Consider the following 18,905-nt stretch of genomic DNA (forward strand, 5'->3'; position numbering starts at 1 on the left):
ATTGAGACGACGGTTTCGTAAGGGGTAGGAGCCTATTGCGGTTTGGGCATATCCATGCCGTCCATGTCGGAGTGGTGGTCTTTGGCACTGGCTCCGCCAGCGTTGCCAACTTCAAATTCGACGTCGACGGAGCCCGCCTTTTCGAATGTCAGGGTCGCCTTGATCATCTCGCCCTCCTTGAAGGGCTCTGCCACTTCCATGAACATGATGTGGAAGCCGCCTGGCTTCAGCTCGACGGTTTGGCCGGCTGGAATGACGAGTCCCCCGGCGACGGGGCGCATTGTCATCACGCCGTTGCTGACGCTCATCTGATGGACTTCCGTTTTTTCTGCCCGCTTAGAAGTGATGCTGATAAGCTTGTCGTCGGTCGAACCGGTGTTGGTGAGTTTGAGGTATCCGCCGCCGACCTTGGCGCCCGGCACCATGGCGCGTGCATGCGGGTGGCCAATTGCGATGTCTCCGGCCTTGAAGTCATGGGCATCGGCGATTGCGGCGAACAAGCCAGCAAACAACAGGGCTGTGACGAGTCTCAAAAGCTGCTTCATAATGGTCTCCAACAGGATAGGCTCTTAAACGGCACGAAAAACCGCGGCGTCGACGGGAGCTTCCTTGCGAAATGAAAATGCGATGTGGAAACGCTCTGCTTCGGGTTAAACGGATCCCAGAGGGGCCACCTTAACTGCAAGCATTGCGGGATTCGCTGTCAAGCACATGCCCAATTGCGGGGAGGTGCCCGCGGGCCGGTATTTGGCGGGAGTGTTCGCCGCAGAGATATCTCGGTGTCGTAGACCTGCCTGGCAAAGGTTGAGGTCCAAATAAGCTTCGTGCCAGAGTTCTGAGGAACCGGCAGCAAGACCGAGGCACCGATCCGGCAGGCCTCGCAGCCATGCATTTGCGCCTTCTCATGCTTGTGCATCCCACCGGCTTTGCCAGCTACGCAGATCACGGGAAGCGTGCCGTCCGGCAGAACGTATTCGGCAAATTCGGCGGGGACGAGGGCGTCCTTGGCAAAGGATGGCGCTTGATGAGCGAAGCCGACAAGCAGCAGCGCGATGGCGCAGATCATGCGTGCCATCCATTGCGTGATTTTCGCTTGCCTCGCTCTCAACCGTCATTCTCCCTGACAGGACGTCAGTATGCGAGACTTCAATAAATCTCAATGCGGCAATTTGAAAGGGGCTCGCGGCGCGATCGCTGACGCTGTTGCGACGCGTGAGTGCTGCACATTGAATGAGGAGGGCAATTTGTACATTGTCTGGATGAGCGGTCGCGGCACCGACTGCGATATTCTGGCGTCCAGCACGGAGCACGGGACATGACTGATGGGGCTTGGAATTTCTGGATCGATCGCGGAGGCACGTTCACGGATATCATTGGCCGTGCGCCAGATGGCGGTTTGCATCCGCGAAAGCTTCTCTCCGAAAACCCGGAATCTTATCGCGATGCGGCGATCCACGGAATTCGCGGTCTGCTCGGTCTCGGGCCGGCCGACCCGATACCTTCCGATCGCATTGGCGAGATTCGCATGGGGACGACCGTTGCCACAAACGCGCTTCTGGAGCGCAAGGGCGACAGGGTTCTTTTGTTGATCACCAAGGGGTTTCGTGACGCGCTTCGCATCGCCTACCAGGCCCGCCCTGACATTTTTGCCAAGGAGATCATTCTGCCGGAACAGTTGTACGAGCGGGTGGCGGAGGTCCATGAACGTGTTCGCGTGGATGGCTCGATCGAGGTGCCGCTCGAGACCTCCGGTGTGGAGCAGGCGATCACCAGAGCAAGAGCCGACGGGATTGATGCAGTCGCGATCGTGTTCATGCACTCCTACAAGTATCCGCAGCACGAAAAAGCGGTCGCAGACCTCTGCCGGGCGGCGGGATTCAAGCAGATTTCGGTGAGCCACGACGTATCTCCGCTGCTTAAGCTGGTCGGCCGGGGCGATACGACCGTCGTGGACGCCTATCTCTCGCCGATTTTATCTCGCTACGTTCAGCAGGTGGCCGGCGAGCTCGGGGTGGAGAGCGCCGGAAAGGCGTCGCCGCGCCTCAATTTCATGATGTCATCAGGTGGTCTAACCGCCGCACGTTTGTTCCAGGGCAAGGATGCACTGCTTTCGGGGCCGGCAGGCGGTGTGGTCGGTATGGTGGAAACTGCAAAACTCGCCGGTTTCCACAAGGTCATCGGCTTTGACATGGGAGGCACCTCAACCGATGTTGCCCACTATGACGGCGAATACGAACGCGCCTTCGATACCGAAGTTGCAGGGGTTCGAGTGAGGGCGCCGATGATGCGCATTCATACGGTCGCCGCCGGCGGCGGCTCCATCCTTCATTTTGAAGCCGGCCGCTTCCGCGTCGGGCCTGATTCGGCGGGGGCCAATCCGGGACCGACCTGCTATCGTCGTGGCGGGGAATTGGCGGTGACAGACGCCAACGTCATGCTCGGCAAGCTGCAACCGGATCTGTTTCCCGCAATCTTTGGGCCAGGCCAGAACGAGCCCCTCGACGCCGATGCCGTACGCGCCAAATTCGAGGTCCTGTCGGCCCAGGCAGCCACCGGATACAGCCCGGAGAGTGTCGCAGAAGGTTTCATAAAGATCGCGGTCGAGAATATGGCCAACGCGATCAAGAAAATCTCGGTACAGCGTGGCTATGACGTGACGGGCTACCTGCTGAACTGTTTCGGTGGTGCCGGAGGGCAACATGCCTGCCTTGTTGCCGATGCCCTCGGCATGTCAATGGTGCTCGTCCATCCCTTTTCCGGGCTGCTGTCGGCTTACGGCATGGGCTTGTCTTCGGTCTTCGCATCCCGTCAGCAAGCGTTTATCAAACCGCTGTCGGAAGAGTCGCTCTTGGAGCTTAGCCGCCTGATCGCTTCCTTGACCGCCGACGTCGGCGAGAAGCTGAAGGCACAAGGCATAGCAGCCAACAAAATCGACTTTAGACCCATCCTGGATCTCCGTTACGAGGGTACAGACACCACGCTGCCGGTCAATTTCTACCACGGCTCGATACTGGCGGCGCGGGCCGATTTCGAGCGGGCGCATAAGGCGCAGTTCGGCTTCGTCTACGACGAAAAGATGATTGTCGTCGAATCCGTTGGCGTCGAGGGGACCGATCGCTCCGCTGAAAGGCACCAAGAGGGCAACCAGGAGACCGTAGCCGGGGTTTCTCGCACCGCTGAAAATCGTCGCGTCTTTTTCGATGGCGTCTGGCGCGACACCAGCGTCTTCAAGCGTGATGATCTCCTGCCCGGTGGTCAGGCCCTCGGTCCAGCGCTCATTATCGAAGCCAATCAGACGATCGTCGTCGAACCCGGATGGCAGGCAGAGATCACCCAGAAGAACCACGTCTTGCTCCGTCGCGTTGAAAAGAAGAAAACGGCAGCAGCAGTAGGGACGCTGGCCGATCCGGTGATGCTGGAGATATTCAACAATCTGTTCATGTCGATTGCAGAACAGATGGGCCTCACGCTGCAAAACACCGCCTCATCCGTGAACATCAAGGAACGGTTGGATTTCTCCTGTGCCGTTTTCGATCGGACCGGTGCGCTGGTCGCCAATGCACCACATATGCCGGTGCATCTGGGCTCGATGGACCGATCGGTGGAGACGATCATCAGGTTGAACGCGGGTAATATTCGCCCAGGCGACGTGTTTGCTCTGAACGCCCCTTACAACGGCGGCACGCATCTGCCGGACATAACGGTCGTCACGCCTGTCTTCGACGACACCGGATGCGACATCCTGTTCTATGTTGCCTCCCGCGGACATCACGCCGACGTCGGAGGCACGGCGCCGGGCTCGATGACCCCGCTTGCGACGACCGTCGATGAGGAAGGGGTGCTTTTCGACAACTTCCATCTGGTCGAACGCGGTCGCTTTCGCGAGGCCGAACTGTACGAGCTCCTCACAAATCATCCTTATCCGGCGCGCAATCCGCACCAGAACATCGCGGATCTAAAGGCGCAGATTGCCTCCAACGAGAAGGGCGTGGCGGAGTTGCGCAGAATGGTTGCTCATTTCGGTCTTTCGGTGGTCGAAGCCTATATGGGTCATGTGCAGGACAACGCGGCCGAAAGCGTGCGTCGTGTCATCGACCGCTTGCCGGATACCGCTCAATACGATTACCCGACCGACACGGGCCAGGTGATCAAGGTCAAGATCATGGTTGACCGCAAGAAGCGCCAGGCCACTGTGGATTTCAGCGGAACCTCGCAAGTGAAGATGAACAACTTCAATGCGCCGGAGCCGGTCACTCGCGCTGCAGTTCTCTACGCATTCCGAGTGATGGTCGAGGCCAACATTCCAATGAATGCTGGCTGCCTGAGACCGATCAACATCATCATTCCGGACGGCTGCATGCTAAAGCCGGCCTATCCGGCTGCGGTCGTAGCAGGGAATGTGGAGACATCCCAGCACGTGACCAATGCGCTCTTCGGCGCAATGGGGTCGATGGCCAATGCGCAGGGGACGATGAACAATCTGACGTTCGGCAACGCGAAATACCAATACTACGAAACGATCTGCTCGGGCTCGCCGGCGGGCCAGATGAACGACGGCCGCGGCTTTGCTGGAACGGCTGGTGTCCACACACACATGACGAATTCCCGCCTGACCGATCCGGAGGTGCTGGAACTGCGATTCCCAGTTCTATTGGAGGACTTTCACATCAGGGAGGGCTCCGGTGGAAAAGGCAAGTGGACCGCCGGCGACGGGACTGAGCGTACCATTCGATTTCTGGAACGGATGGAATGCGCCATCCTGTCGTCCCACCGCAACCGTCCGCCTCGGGGCCTCAATGGAGGCGGCGACGGTAGGGTTGGGGTGACAAGTGTCCGCCGGTTGGATGGTCGGATCGAAATACTAAGGGCGAGTGATCAGACAGTGCTCGAGGCGGGGGAGGCCGTCACGGTCATCACGCCGACCGCCGGCGGGGTTGGAAACTGATCCTAGTAGCGCGTTTTCGTGGTTCGAAGCATATCAGGCGGCCTCGGCGAGCTTGTGGGTCCAGGTGTGGATGACGGGGTGACGATTGACGTCGTCGATACCGGCCATAGTGCGCTGCTTGAGCTCATGTTGGCCATGCAACCACGAGTCCTCGATAAGGCAATCGGGTGAGAAATGGATGCTTGTCTCCCGCATCGACCATACTGTCCTCGATCGTAACGGAGGCGCCGGGGTGTCGACATCGATCCGGTTGTCGTGCTCCGCGTCATGCGAACACCGGGCGCCTTGATGTGCAAGTCGCAAGTCACCCGTTTGGCGTCGATCACCGTGTTCGGTTCGGTAATTCCGCATGGACCCGTGTAGGGCGTAAGCTCAGTGCCCTTCGGCACGCCGGAATTGTTCGGGCCAGGAAACGAGCTAGGTCGATTGCCTGCGCGCTGCTAACGACGGTCAGAACCGACAGGCAAAGCAAGGCATGTTTTTCACCCTTTCGACCGGTGTCAACCTTGGCCAGATTTTCGCGTCTTCCGGATGTCATCTGCGATGTTCGGCGCGATGACGATGGCTCACCTATTCTTTGAAGGAGTTCCAGCTATGGACCGCGGGTTCCAGCGACGGCTTAGCGTCATCGCATCAGTCGCGCCGCAGGCAAGTGAAACCATGATAGCGGTTCTGTAGCCGCGGATAAGGACGAGGCCAACAAAAGCCAGTCCGCGCGACCTCCAACCGCTCAGGCGCGCTGAGCTGCAAATCCGTGTCACTTCTGCAACGGGAGAAAGAGCAACAGCGGCGGCCCGCACGATCCAGCGCAACCTCCAGCCGCGTCTGCCCTTTATACGGGCAAGATCATGGGCAGTGTGTCGCTGCCACTTTAAGGCCAATTCCGAAAAACTCTTGCGAGCGGGATGGTAGGCAATCATTTTCTCGCAATAATGCGTTCGATAGCCTCCTCTTAAAGCTCGCTGACCCCAATCACGATCTTCGGCGATATCGATGCCCCCAAATTCACCGACCGAGGCGAAGACCTCCGCGCGCACTGCCAGGTTGCCGGTTCCCGTAAATCCCTGCTTTGCTATGTACTCCTTCATGCGATAGGCGAACACGCTTTCATAGGCTTCCAAAAGCGTCGGGTGGCTTGGATTTTCGCAACCGATCCGCACGTCTCCGCCAAGGATGGACTTCTTTGCATCAGAGGAAAACTGGTGCTCGATTTCATCTAACCACCCATCCGCGGCAATACAGTCAGCATCGATGAAAGCAAGGGTGTCTCCGGCCGCGTTTGCTACACCGAGATTGCGCGCCGGACCTGGACCGGGCACCGATTGCGACAGAAGCTTGACATTTGGAAAGGACGCGCAAACCTCCACGGGCATCTGTTTCGACCCGTTATCCACCACGATTATCTCCACCGAGAGCCTCGGGTTAACCTCGCGTGTCAGCGAAGCCAAGCACCTTCGGAGCATTTCGGGCTGGTCAAGATGCGGGATAATGACGCTTATCATTGACGTCCAACCTCCTGCGAAACACCGTGCGGTAGGCAGTCAAATAGCGGCGAGCTTCGGTTGCCCACTGGAACTCACGCTCGGCGACGGCTCGTCCCGCAGCTGACATCTCCATGCACCGCTGCGGATCATCCACAAGCGCAAGAATTCCGTCCGCGAGGCCTTCTGGCGAATGCTCCGGGACCACAAGGGCCGCTTCCCTAGCATCGCGCCTCGCTTGCCGAAGGTTGAACTGAACGATGGGCAGGCCCAGCATCATGTATTCAAAGACCTTGTTCATTGAGAGCTTGTCGTTGAATTCGTTGGGCGGATCTGGAATGACACCGATGTTGAGCGCAGACAGATGCGCCATGAGAGGCTGACCGCTCAGGTAGCCACTGAAGCGTAAGGAATCGCCAAGGTTCAGCTCGGCTGCGAGCTTTTTCAGCCGACCAAGTTCTGGACCATCGCCAATGATGAGGCCATGGACGTCGCTTCGCTTGCGCACGTGGATAATCTCGGCGAGGGCGCGCACCATGGTCTCCACGCCATCCTGCTCACCCATGATGCCAAGATAGCCGATCAGGTGCTTGCCGGGAGCGACGAGCGACTGATCAGCAAGGGTGCGCCGGAAACGGGAAGCTTCCGGATAACTCTTGACAACGACGACGCGATCGGGAGCCATGCCGCCGCGTGCGATGGCAATGTCACGAAAGGTCTCGTTCGTCGCGATGCTGGCGTCCGCCATCCGGAATGTCTGCCGTTCAAAGAAGCAGAGCAACCGGTGAAACATGTCCTTGCGCCCAAACTTGGTAACATAGAGTTCCGGGCTGAGATCGTGGTGGTCGAATACAAAGCGTGTGCCGAATAGCAATTTATGGATCAGCGCCACCAGGAACATCAGGTCGGGGGGATTGCACGCCTGAATGGCGTCGATTGACTGGCGCCGGCGAACGCGGAAAGAGAGACAGGTCTGGTGAAAAAGCGCAAGGCAATACTCTCTCAAGTAGCCAGCTGCACGAGAGGCCTCGCGAAGAGCGTGCCGGTATATATGGACCCCCTCCAGGACTTCGTAGCTTTTTTCGTGTCCCTTTCCCTTGGGGCATATCACCGACACCTCATAGCCGGCCTCAATTAGCGCTTTCGCTTCCTGCCAGACCCTACGATCGAACGGAACCGGCAGATTCTCGACCAGGATCAGAATGTGATGGTTGCTAGGAATGACAGCCTCCCGTGTGTTGAAAACACATCAAGGCTCGATGATACGGTCCCGCCGCCACGCCACTCTAGTTACCAAACCGGTTAAAAAGGGTGGCCTTTGGTTGATCCGTGGTTCAACCATATGGGTATCTATGAATCTGGATAGTATTGTATGTAAAGATATTTCGATATTTGCTTGTTTACATGAGTGGCAAAAGGAAAACACGTCAGTGTCGGAGGAAATTTTCCGAGAAAGAGATGGAAGTACATTGCTTCGTCCGATTTCTTCTGGCGACGTGCAGCGAGTGGCAGACTTCCTTCATGCAGAGCTGAATGGGCGACTGTCATCAGCGACATGGGCATCGGCGATACGGCCATCATGGCAGGCAACGTCCCCCAATCACGGTTACATGCTGGTCAGTGGAGAACGCATCGTCGGCGTGTATGTTGCCTTTTATTCGGCGCGACGCGTTGGAGAAAGCGTCGAGAAGTTCTGCAACTTGAGTGCCTGGTGCGTCCTGGATGGCTATCGAGCGCATGGCCTGCGACTCCTGAAGGCACTCCTTGACCAGGGTGGCTACACGTTCACCGATCTGTCGCCAAGCGGGAATGTCGTTCCGCTCAATCGTCGCCTCAAGTTCCAGCAAATCGACACAGCAGCTGCCCTGGTGATAAACCTTCCGCGGCCGAGTTGGGGAAGCGGCGTTTCGATTGTCACCGATCCACGTCTAATCGAGCGTCATCTCGACGAACGCAATCTTGGTATCTACAAGGACCATGTCCTTGCCCCTGCCGCACATCATCTCGCTGTGATAAAGCGCGATCGCTGCTGCTACGTCATATTCCGCAAGGATACGCGCAAAAGACTGCGGGTGTTCGCATCGATCCTGCATGTCGGAGATCGCGACCTTTTCGCGGAGACTGCTCACCAGATCTACAGCTACCTGCTAACGCGCTTTGGTGTTGTCGCGACCTTTGTCGAAGACCGCTTTGCCGACGTGCACCCAAAACTGTCCATCTCGCTTCGATCGCCGCGTCCAAAGATGTTCTTGAGCGACCGAGTGTCTGCGAGCGAGGTCGACTACCTCTACAGCGAACTTACCTGCGTACCTTGGTAGTGAGGAGTTTGGACACCAATGCAGCCGCCGATTAAGTGCAATATTTCCGATCTGCTTCGCCATGGGGCAGCGTCGTTCGGCAATTCTCCCGCGCTGACATACAAGAACATCACCAGTAGCTACGTTGAGCTATGGCAAAACGCCTGCGGATTTGCTTCAGGCCTTGGCTCCCTCGAAACGAGACCAGGCGACCGCGTGGCGGTTCTCCTCGATAAACGGTTTGAGACCATCGTTTCGATATTCGGAACGGCGGCGGCACGTTGCGTAACGGTGCCCATCAATCCCGTATTGAGGTCACAGCAAGTCGCCTACATACTGGCCGACTGCGATGTCAGGATATTGGTGACATCAACAGATCGTCTGGCTCAACTCCAGGACCACCTCGCCGACATTCCATCGTTGGAACATGTCGTCCTTGTCGACGGGCCGGGATCAGAGATTGAGAATGATAAACAGTCTCCAGCCACCCATTCGTGGGTCGAATTGGTTCCGGTAGAAGCAGACGAACCTCCCTCTGCAGGCGTCGATTGTGATGTTGCGGCGATCCTCTACACCTCCGGAAGTACGGGAAAGCCAAAGGGCGTGGTGCTCAGCCATCGCAACATGATCGTGGGCGCTGAGAGCGTTAGTCACTATCTCGGAAACGGTCCGCACGACACGATCCTGTCGGTGCTGCCACTGAGTTTCGACGCGGGGTTGAGCCAGTTGACAACGGCGTTCAATTCCGGCGCCCATGTCGTGCTTATGAATTACCTCCTGCCTCTTGACGTTGTGCGACTATGCGAGAAGCACAAGGTCACGGGGATTACCGGCGTTCCACCTTTTTGGATTCAGGTCGCGGGCCTTAGCTGGCCAGCCGAGGTCGGCGCTCGACTGCGCTACTTTGCAAATACAGGCGGGAGGATGCCCAAGGCGACACTTGACCGGTTACGGTCTTCCTTTCCCGATGCGCTTCCATACCTGATGTACGGACTGACGGAGGCTTTTCGATCCACCTATCTCGACCCGTCTGAAATCGATCGTCGGCCGGACTCGATCGGAAAGGCGATCCCCAATGCAGAAATCCTTGTCGTGAGGCCGGACGGAACGCTGTGTGATCCTGACGAACCGGGGGAGTTGGTCCACCGAGGTCCGCTTGTGGCGCTGGGGTATTGGAACGATCCCGCCCGCACCAGCGAACGCTTTCGGCCGTGGCCAGGAACCGGCGCCGTATGGCGGCAACCCGAATTGGCCGTGTTTTCCGGAGATACAGTGGTCCGGGACGAAGAGGGGTTCTTGTACTTCGTCGGCCGGCGCGATGAAATGATCAAGACGTCTGGGTATCGTGTCAGTCCAACCGAAATCGAGGAAGTGGCCTATGCCACGGGTCTGACGCGCGACGCCGTTGCCATGGGGATAGATGACAAAGCCCTTGGGCAGCGTATCGTTCTTGTTGCAAGTCCGGTTGCCGAAACGCTGGATGTTGGCGCCTTGCTGACAGCATTCAGACATCGATTGCCGCAATACATGGTGCCGTCAAAGGTAATCGAGATGGCGTCAATTCCCACCAACCCAAACGGCAAGTTCGACCGCGTACTCTTGAGGGAGCAATTGGGACAGTGAGCGCACATCCTTCTATCGACATGTTCGACGTTGCTGAAGACTGCCTGGCTGTCGGCGGAGTCCGCCTGGATCGTCTCGCCGACCGCGTCGGAACGACACCCTTCTTCGCTTACGACCGCCGATTGATAACCGCGAGAGTGGCCTATCTCCGCTCGGTTCTGCCGAAGGACGTCAAACTCAGCTATGCCATCAAGGCGAACCCGATGCCGGCAGTGGTTCAGCACCTGGCGGGACTTGTCGATTCATTCGATGTCGCTTCCGCATTCGAAATGAAAACCGCGCTGGATACCGTGGTGCCTTCCTCCAGCATCAGTTTTGCCGGACCCGGCAAAACGGCGATCGAATTGGCCCAGGCTGTCGCTGCTGGCGTGACGATCGAGATGGAATCGGAGTCAGAGGCTTCGCGCATTATCGAAGCTGGAAATCGTCTCGGCATCCGACCAAGGGTCGCCTTGCGAGTAAACCCGAATTTCCAGGTCAAGGGCTCGGGGATGAAGATGGGCGGCGGACCGCAACAGTTCGGCGTTGATGCCGAAGAGGTGCCGTCGCTGCTTGAAAAACTGGCCAGCGCAGACCTGGATTTCCTCGGATTTCATGTATTCGCGGGCTCACAAAATCTCCACTCGGATATTCTTTGCGAAGCTCTCTCTCGGAATGTCGAACTGCTGCTGGATCTTTCCGGAAAGTATGGTCACTCCGTTCGCTACCTAAATCTCGGTGGCGGTTTCGGGATCCCGTACTTTGAAAAGGACCGCTCTCTCGATCTCGTTCCTGTAGGGAAAAGGCTTACCGAGCTGGTTGAAAACACAATCCGCCCTTTATTGCCTGGTGCGAAAATTGTCATTGAGCTCGGCCGGTACCTTGTCGGCGAGTCTGGCGTCTATGTCACGAGAGTGGTTGACCGCAAGGTTTCGCGAGGACGGGTCTATCTGGTCGTTGACGGAGGGCTCCATCATCAACTGGCTGCATCAGGTAATTTTGGCCAGGTAATTCGCCGCAACTATCCCATCGTCATCGGCAACAAGATGAATAGCATCGAGCGGGAGATCGTTTCGGTGGTCGGGTGCCTTTGCACCCCGCTGGATCTGCTCGGCGACAATGTCTCTTTGCCGCCCGCAGACGTGGGCGATCTCGTCGTTGTCTTCCAAGCCGGCGCATATGGCTTGACCGCAAGCCCAACCGCATTTCTGGGTCATCCCATGCCGCCGGAGGTGCTCGTTTGATCCGTCGTTATCAGTATTCGCAATCACTGGAGGCATCATGAATTCTTCAACACTCGAGTCTGTGAAAGACGTCATCGCCGAAACCCTCGAAATCAATGACCGGGGCCGCATCGCCAACCCATCAACCCCACTGTTCGGAAATCTGCCGGAACTTGATTCATTTGCAGTGCTCAGCTTGGCGGCCGCTCTTGAAGCTCGGTTTGGGATCAAGATCGACGACGACGATTTCAGCGCTGAACTATTCGAAACGGTTGGGTCGATTGCATCATTCGTCGACCTGCATCGGCCAAAAGCCGACGTCGCTGTCGGCTAGAGAATTCGGAACGCGAGGCTTCCAAGCGAGTTCGCGAGGCTTTTGATGAGCTCGCGATCGGGGGGCGAACTGAACTATGTGAGGCAGACATGACAGCGTTAGCAGACAATGTCCTCTACCCCTTCGGCGCAAGTGCAGCCGGGGCGAGCGTCGCCGTCGTCATCGTAACGTTCAATAGTGCGGATGCCTTGCCGGCGCTATTGGATTCCCTTGTCGACGGCCTGGAGGGAGTGGATCGGTTTGAGGTTATTGTAGTCGACAATGATTCCAAAGACGGGTCCGCAGAGATCGCTCAGGACCATCCCCTGCGCCCAACAGTTATCCGAACGGGCCGAAACGCCGGCTATGCGGCAGCGATCAATATTGCTTCCCGGAGAGCAAATGCCGGTGCCCATTTGCTTATCTTAAACCCTGACCTTCGGCTCTATCCTGGCGCAGTCAAGCCGTTAATCGAGCAGGTGGCAACGTCGAAAGTGGGAGTGGTCGTTCCGCTCAACTATAAGGAAGATGGATCCATCGATCCCACTTTGAGACGCGAGCCCTCGATCATCACCGCCTGGGCGGATTCAATTTTAGGCGGCAATTTGGCTGCTCGACTGGGGCTTGGCGAGATCGTTGGCGAGCTTGGCCAGTACGATCGCCGCCGGTCTGTCCAATGGGCCACAGGATCGGCGCTGCTTGTAACGTCTGAGGTCCGCAAAATTGTCGGCGCGTGGGACGAGTCGTTTTTTCTCTACAGTGAAGAGGTGGATTACCAGCGAAGGATCCGCGAGGCGGGATATGACATTGTTTATGAGCCGAGATCGAAGGTGATGCATGCCGGCGGGGGAAGCGGCACGGGACCCCGGCTGTTCGCACTGCTGACCGCCAACAGGATTCGTTACTACCGCCGTCACCACGGGGCACTGCGAACCTCGCTTTTCAAACTGGGGGTGGCTATTGGACACGCAGCCCGGTCGTGGCGGGGAGCGTCGCATCGTGCAGCGTTGGTCGGCGCATTGGCTCCGCTGCGGTCAGCTGCTGCATTTCTGGAAAGCACGCGGGGCTAGGATGGCGAGAGTAGGTGAGTACCGCATCGTTAATTTCCACGGGATTGGAGAGCCGATGCGTGAGCTTGAGCCGGGCGAAGCCGACTATTGGGTCAGCCATGATCGCTTCCTGACGATCCTCGATCGGATTGCTTCTCATCCCGCACGCGAACGAATATCGATCACGTTCGACGATGGAAACGCCTCCGATCTCCTGATTGCTGCACCCGAACTTCGCCAACGCGGTCTTCGCGCGCAATTCTTTGTCTTGACCGGCCGTATAGGGAAGGAGGGTTCTCTTACAGCGGATGACATCCGCACTCTTATTGCTTTGGAAATGCGTATAGGTAGCCACGGCGTTGGTCATCGTGACTGGACGCGACTGACGGCCAACGAGCTTCTCTATGAACTCGAATCGTCAAAAGCTCAGCTGGAACAAATATGTGATCGCCCCGTCAACGCGGCTTCGATGCCGTTTGGATGGTACAATGGCGCTGTTTTGAAGCAGATACGAAATGCGGGATACAGGGCGGCTTACTCAAGCGGGGGAGGGAGCGCTAAAGTGGAGGGCTTCCTTAAGCCTAGAAATTCGGTGCGATCAGAGACCGCTGACAGCTGGCTAGACGATGTTCTGTCAGGAAAGATCCCTTTCTGGAGAAAGCTTCGTAACGCCGCGCGGACGAAGTTTCGAGTGTAAGGATCAGCGCGTCAGGGCTTGGAAAGTCTTCGCCGAAGAGCATTGACCGGAGGGAGAGACTGAGATGGCAAAGTTGCTGCTGGTGGCACCCACATGCAATGGTGAAGATGTTGGCGAGGCGTGGGTCGCATTTCAGTGGGCTCGGCGGCTCGGTGAGCGTCACGACGTGACGTTACTGACCTATCATAAGAAGGGTGCAACGCCTGCCGCTCGGCAACTCAGCAACGTGAAAATCGTGGAGTGGAGCGAGCCTCCGGTCCTTGGCCGGGCGGAGCGACTGAACAGCATTCTCAAGCCTGGTTACATTCCCTTTTACTACCGTGCGCGACGGTGGATACGGCAAGCACTTACGGATGGCATGAGGTTCGATATTGTGCATCAGCCCGTCCCAGTCGCGATGCGGTATCCGTCGCCAGCGGCAAATCTCGGTTTACCACTCGTTATCGGGCCAGTTGGAGGTGGCCTCAATACTCCCCCAGGGTTTGTAGGGGAGGATGGCTCTTCCCCGTGGTACACTCGATTGCGCAATCTGGATCGCCACCGTCTTCGTTGGGACCCACTCCTACGAGGAACATATGGAAGTGCCGACTGCGTTCTGGGTATAGCGCGATACGTTGAAGAACAGTTGTCCGCAGTTCCCGTAAGGCGTTTCGAAGTCATGAGCGAGACTGGTATCGACGTGATGCCTCCGCCGATCGTCAAATCCGGACAATCAGGTCCGGTGAAGCTGTTATACGCGGGGCGTCTAATCCGGACGAAGGGCGCGCGAGACATTATTAACGCCATGGCGCTGTTGCGTGATTTGCCCGTAGAGCTTGCTATTGTCGGAGATGGACCTGATCGCGGAGCATGCGAGGCGCTGATAGCGTCTCTGGGTCTTTCCGAGCGGGTCTCCCTCTTGGGGTGGCGTCCAAAGGATGAGCTTCCCGGATTCTATCGACAGGCGGACGTTTTCGTCTTTCCAAGTTACCGCGAACCGGGTGGAAACGTTGCACTCGAAGCCATGAGTTTTTCACTGCCGCTGGTCGTGGTTGATCGCGGCGGTCCCGGGAGTGCGACGTCGGATCTCTGTGCAATTAAGCTTGGCATCTCTACGCCGGACGCACTTGCGGTCGACATTGCCGATGCCGTACGCAGGCTTGTGGTAAGCCCCGCGTTGCGTGTGCGTATGGGTGCTGCATCTTACGCCCACGCGACGCAAACTGCTTTGTGGTCCTCCAAACTTGACCGCATGGACTCAATTTATGCCGACCTTATGAACAATGGCCGAGTGCGGAGTTGAACGGCTACGCTCGGGTTGGGGAGCGGCAGCAGAGCTCTCGAAGACTGGCTGTCGAAATCACCATACGTTAGTCAATTTGGACGACGCAAATATCAGAAGTATTAATCGCGGTCGGAGGTAATAGTGACTATTATTTGGCCTGGTCATTGATCGATTTCCAAATGGCTGTCGAGCGTGAGTGAGACCGGGCAGAAAATGATAACAAGCAACTACCACGGACCTCGCTCAGGCCAGACAAACCTACGCAGCTCGACAGTCGATCAAGGCGCACGGCCGCCAGACAATCTCATCGCCGCGACCCGGAAATCAGCTTCCGACCAAGCAGACGAGACGCGCTTGGCGTGGCCGGTCAAGGTTTTCCTTGCTGGCCTGCTGGTCCCGTGGGTACTTCCAATTGGGCCGCTCAATCTTTCGGTCTATCGGATTATCCTCCTGCTCGCGCTCCTGCCATGCATCGTCAAGTGGTCGCAGGGGAAAGCGGGGAAAAAAAGAGTGGCCGATTTCGGCCTCATTCTTTTTTGTTTGTGGGCGGCAATTTCCTTTGTGGTCGTGCAGGGTATCGACCAGGCCATTGAGCCTTCGGGCATTCTTTTCATAGAAACGATCGGTTCGTACCTCCTGGCCCGGGTTTGCATTCGCAATGCTGACGACTTCCGCAATATGGTGGTGTTTGTCGCCAAACTGATCATATGCCTGCTGCCATTCACCGTTTATGAATGGGTGACGGGGACCAACTTGCTGCTTCTCGCATTTGGATCAGTATTCCGGACGGAGGCAATAACATGGATGGCGCCCCGGATGGGCTTTTCGCGCGTCCAGGGACCTTTTAACCATTCGATATTATTTGGTACGTTCTGCGGAAGCATGCTCGCGTTGACATACCTAGCGACGAAGGGAAAGGTGTCGGGTATTTCGCGCGGCGTTTTAACCGGTTTGGTGGGATTTTCCGCGTTCCTGTCGATGTCTTCTGCGCCGCTGGCCGGGGTGGTTTTCCAAATTGCCTTGCTGCAGTGGAACAAGGTTCTTGGCGGCTTTACCGCTCGCTGGAAGCTGCTTTGGGCAGTTGCATTTGTCGGTTATCTCATTGTTGAGCTTGGCTCCAATCAAACACCGGCGCAGTTCTATATTTCGCATTTCACGTTTGATCAGCAGACCGGATGGTATCGGCTTTGGATCTGGGAGTATGGGTCTGCATCGGTCGCTAATCATCCAATTTTTGGAATTGGGCTGGGTGATTGGGCGCGGCCACAATGGATGCCAGGAGACAGTGTCGACAACTTCTGGCTATTGATGGCTATGCGGCATGGCGTGCCTGGTTTCCTGTTCATGGTGCTATCCCTGCTTTCTATCTGGCTCTCTGTCGCGAAGAAAACTGATATCGATCCTGATATTGATGGTTGCAGGACGTCCTATCTCATCTGCATGGTAGCCCTTGTCTTCGTTGGCTCAACCGTGCATTTCTGGGTGGCCGCATACGTTTGGTTTTTCTTCCTAGTCGGCTCCGGTGTGTGGATTCTCGATTGCAGCAGCAGCCAGCAATCAGAACGTCACAATGGCAATGTTCGCAAGCCGCGGGCCCGCTATCGTGTTGTGCAGGGCGAATCGCAAGCTCGAAGCGCTTGTGGCGCAGGCACAAACCTAGGATTAGGCAGCCCTCCACTTAGGCAGAAAGCAGCTGCTCCGATGACGCTGATATCGATAAGTTTGAAGTATTCGTGAGTGGAACCGCTGCACAGTGCACCAATCCACGATGGGACAGGAGCGGACTCCAAAATGCTCTCGAACCGCCTGGGCGTTCTTGCCCGATGTAACGTACCCCCGTTGGCCTGGTGGCAAGATTCAGTTGTCACTGCAAACAGTCCTTAAGCGTTCACTGACCCCTTCTATTCGGCCTAGCCGGAATATGTCACAAGATCCTGCCTCTTTTGGACGCGTTGAACAGCGGCTGGTCGGGCAGGCTGGATGAGATCGACGGGCCGGACTGCCGTCGTTGTGGGCGACGCGCTGAGCGATCAATGATGGCGTAAGCGGCCGCGAAACGGCCATCTGGTTGACGGATCTAACCGCGGGCCTTTCGAAATTGATGGTTGAAACGCGGTCACGTAGATTGTGGCACTTGGGACATCGAGGACCTTCCTCGAGAGTTGTGAATTCATCGGGCTGCAGGGTCGGGATGGGGTGATGCGGATCTCGCCGGCACGCGGATGCCAAAACCAAGTGATCCAAGGGAGCAAGATCTGTTCCTGTCCAGGCTCGACACGATCATCAACTTGACGAAACGGCGCGAAGGTTGCCGGGACACCACCTGCCGGTGAAGGAAGAGCGCTTCGGTTCGGTTTGTTCGGATGCGTTTTCCGTGCCGAGGCAATTCTGAGGCTCGTCCTGGTGAATGAGTCTCGAGCGCTTCCCCAGCACACCTTTGAAAGCCGCGCCTCACGCTGACTCAATGACCCGAAATACCGGCTGCGATGAGCGCCGCAGTGTTCACGTCCGGCTCTTTTCAGCCGTCCTCGATCTCCAGGCGCCGACGATCTGCATCACTTTCCTTGATGCTCGCTTTGGATGTCGGATCGCCTCCTTGGCCGGCCGTAGCATGTCTCTGTAGTTCCCGTATTTGTTGATTGGAACCTCCGACACCTCTTTCCAGAGGGCTTCGATGGCCTGGAAATATATGTCGCCCTTGCGTCTCACCTCCGGCGGAAGGGACAGCATGTCCACATAATTTGCTCTGGATATCATGGGGTGAATTTCGAGTTGCTTTGGTTTTACATACGAATCGCAAAATCCCCACGTGCTCATCCGCAATTCAAGATAGGCAAGATCCAATATGAAAAAAGCGTCGAAATGGGCAAGGGGGGCAAGCCAGTTATCCACCGCGCTTACCACCTCGGCGGTCCGTGACAACTTCAACCTAGCCACCAGACCTTTGGCGTCTATGACTGTGTCAGGTCTGGCATTCAGCCATAAGAAGCCGCGGCCCACTTCTCCCCCAAGGCCACCTACAAAGGGTCGTCCCTCGAGCGGCTTGACGCTCGGGTGCATCTTGACGTTGTTGCCGCCAACGCAGTGACCAGCTCTAAACCGCCAAAGATCCGCCTCCGCTTCAGTTGCCTCACGGTACTGCAAGACTTGATGCCGCAAGCCGAACTGACGCGCCAGGCGTCTCGCGCAGGCGACATCCAAATCTGCTGTCGGCGCCGCCACAGTCACAAAAGTCAGGTTCGCGAGCATGTACCGGGAACATGCCAGCAGAAGGCGCGAGTCATTGCCTGCAGTCAGCGCTACACTGGTACTGCCGGCGCGTGCAAGGATCTCTATCGTTTTAGAAATGCGGTCGCAGATTCTTGCGCAAGTCGACACTGGATCGGGAGAGACCTCGATTGTTGCGACCGGCCAATGGCGGCTTGCCGCCCAGCTGTCTAAATCCAGGTAGTGATTGCAAAGAAGACGTTCGATGCCCTCGTGTGCCGTGAGGCCGGCCGTGAACCAACCGGCGTCCTCAATATCGAGGGTTTTGTAAAGTTCTGCTCGAAAACGCTTCTTATATTCGACGGCGTCGAGAAGAACCGAAGCGGTCGCGCCAGCAACTCTTGCCTCTGGATCATATACCACCGAGAGTGTGCCATTGGCATCAAGGTAGATGCGTCTCGATCCGAGCGCGCTGAGGACGAACAGGAAGCTTCCAGCCAATCGATAAATGTTCTTCTCAACGAAATCATCCAGGTCTTGGACGTCATCCAGCTTGCAGTCGACCCTGTACTGCCCGTCGACAATAACGCCTCGATCAAGGTCGATGGGCATACCTAACAGCAAGCCGATGGACCGGTTGTCGGCATCCACCACCGGCACAACAGGCGTTGTCGGAGCCAAGTTCAGGAAAAGCGTGCCGAGTTGACGTTGCTGCCAGCCGTGCGGGCATGGCTTGGCGACAGTCGAAATGACGAACTGTCCATCAAAGTTATCTTGTCCTGGCAGCAACATGTCTTTTTCCCTTGGAGGAGGATGCCTAAGTAATG

Annotated in this window: 15 protein-coding genes; 9 read left to right on the forward strand and 6 right to left on the reverse strand. The window is 57.0% G+C overall.

The genetic code is table 11. The features are described 5' to 3' along the window. Positions 1-32 precede the first annotated feature (32 nt). Positions 33-545, reverse strand: a complete 513-nt coding sequence (locus tag LPU83_RS64670) for a copper chaperone PCu(A)C (RefSeq protein ID WP_024316885.1) — start codon at positions 543-545, stop codon at positions 33-35. Positions 546-703: 158 nt separating this feature from the next. Further along, the gene (locus LPU83_RS64675; RefSeq protein WP_231052117.1) at positions 704-1,066 is read right to left on the reverse strand and encodes a hypothetical protein; all 363 of its coding nucleotides are present in this window, start codon (positions 1,064-1,066) and stop codon (positions 704-706) included. A 249-nt stretch (positions 1,067-1,315) separates the two neighbouring features. Between LPU83_RS64675 and LPU83_RS64680 the strand changes: the two genes are divergently transcribed. Next, entirely contained in the window at positions 1,316-4,945 is a 3,630-nt protein-coding gene (locus LPU83_RS64680; protein ID WP_024316882.1) for a hydantoinase B/oxoprolinase family protein, read from the forward strand. A 33-nt stretch (positions 4,946-4,978) separates the two neighbouring features. Here LPU83_RS64680 and LPU83_RS64685 read toward each other — a convergent pair whose 3' ends face one another. From LPU83_RS64685 to LPU83_RS64695, 3 genes are all read right to left on the reverse strand, one after another. Further along, the gene (locus LPU83_RS64685) at positions 4,979-5,140 is read right to left on the reverse strand and encodes a hypothetical protein (protein WP_157997387.1); all 162 of its coding nucleotides are present in this window, start codon (positions 5,138-5,140) and stop codon (positions 4,979-4,981) included. 371 nt (positions 5,141-5,511) lie between these two features. Further along, on the reverse strand, positions 5,512-6,447 hold the full coding sequence (locus LPU83_RS64690; protein ID WP_024316881.1) for a glycosyltransferase family 2 protein: 936 nt from the start codon (positions 6,445-6,447) through the stop codon (positions 5,512-5,514). After that, positions 6,419-7,543, reverse strand: a complete 1,125-nt coding sequence (locus LPU83_RS64695; RefSeq protein WP_331000933.1) for a glycosyltransferase family 4 protein — start codon at positions 7,541-7,543, stop codon at positions 6,419-6,421. Before LPU83_RS64695 ends, LPU83_RS64690 begins: the two co-directional genes overlap by 29 nt. Positions 7,544-7,931: 388 nt before the next feature. Between LPU83_RS64695 and LPU83_RS64700 the strand changes: the two genes are divergently transcribed. The 8 genes from LPU83_RS64700 to LPU83_RS64735 all read left to right on the forward strand — a co-directional run bounded on the left by LPU83_RS64700 (position 7,932) and on the right by LPU83_RS64735 (position 16,608). Continuing rightward, positions 7,932-8,744, forward strand: a complete 813-nt coding sequence (locus tag LPU83_RS64700) for a hypothetical protein (RefSeq protein ID WP_225040020.1) — start codon at positions 7,932-7,934, stop codon at positions 8,742-8,744. Positions 8,745-8,762: 18 nt separating this feature from the next. Continuing rightward, positions 8,763-10,346, forward strand: a complete 1,584-nt coding sequence (locus tag LPU83_RS64705; RefSeq protein WP_024316878.1) for an acyl-CoA ligase (AMP-forming), exosortase A system-associated — start codon at positions 8,763-8,765, stop codon at positions 10,344-10,346. Next, positions 10,343-11,569 carry a pyridoxal-dependent decarboxylase, exosortase A system-associated gene (locus LPU83_RS64710; protein WP_024316877.1) on the forward strand — a complete coding sequence of 409 codons (1,227 nt, stop codon included), beginning with the start codon at positions 10,343-10,345 and terminating at the stop codon, positions 11,567-11,569. The genes LPU83_RS64705 and LPU83_RS64710 overlap by 4 nt, the downstream gene beginning before the upstream one ends. Positions 11,570-11,606: 37 nt before the next feature. Then, positions 11,607-11,882, forward strand: a complete 276-nt coding sequence (locus tag LPU83_RS64715; protein ID WP_024316876.1) for an acyl carrier protein — start codon at positions 11,607-11,609, stop codon at positions 11,880-11,882. Between the two features lie 89 nt (positions 11,883-11,971). Then, the gene (locus tag LPU83_RS64720) at positions 11,972-12,931 is read left to right on the forward strand and encodes a glycosyltransferase family 2 protein (protein WP_024316875.1); all 960 of its coding nucleotides are present in this window, start codon (positions 11,972-11,974) and stop codon (positions 12,929-12,931) included. A gap of 55 nt (positions 12,932-12,986) precedes the next feature. Further along, the gene (locus LPU83_RS64725) at positions 12,987-13,607 is read left to right on the forward strand and encodes a polysaccharide deacetylase family protein (protein WP_225040018.1); all 621 of its coding nucleotides are present in this window, start codon (positions 12,987-12,989) and stop codon (positions 13,605-13,607) included. Positions 13,608-13,671: 64 nt separating this feature from the next. Then, on the forward strand, positions 13,672-14,889 hold the full coding sequence (locus LPU83_RS75470; RefSeq protein ID WP_024316873.1) for a glycosyltransferase family 4 protein: 1,218 nt from the start codon (positions 13,672-13,674) through the stop codon (positions 14,887-14,889). 336 nt (positions 14,890-15,225) lie between these two features. Beyond that, complete coding sequence (locus LPU83_RS64735) at positions 15,226-16,608, forward strand: O-antigen ligase family protein (protein ID WP_225040014.1); 1,383 nt, start codon at positions 15,226-15,228, stop codon at positions 16,606-16,608. A 765-nt stretch (positions 16,609-17,373) separates the two neighbouring features. Here LPU83_RS64735 and LPU83_RS64740 read toward each other — a convergent pair. Further along, on the reverse strand, positions 17,374-18,870 hold the full coding sequence (locus LPU83_RS64740) for a hypothetical protein (protein WP_024316871.1): 1,497 nt from the start codon (positions 18,868-18,870) through the stop codon (positions 17,374-17,376). Between the last annotated feature and the right edge of the window lie 35 nt (positions 18,871-18,905).

This window comes from Rhizobium favelukesii (assembly GCF_000577275.2).
GTDB classification, from domain to species: Bacteria; Pseudomonadota; Alphaproteobacteria; order Rhizobiales; family Rhizobiaceae; genus Rhizobium; species Rhizobium favelukesii.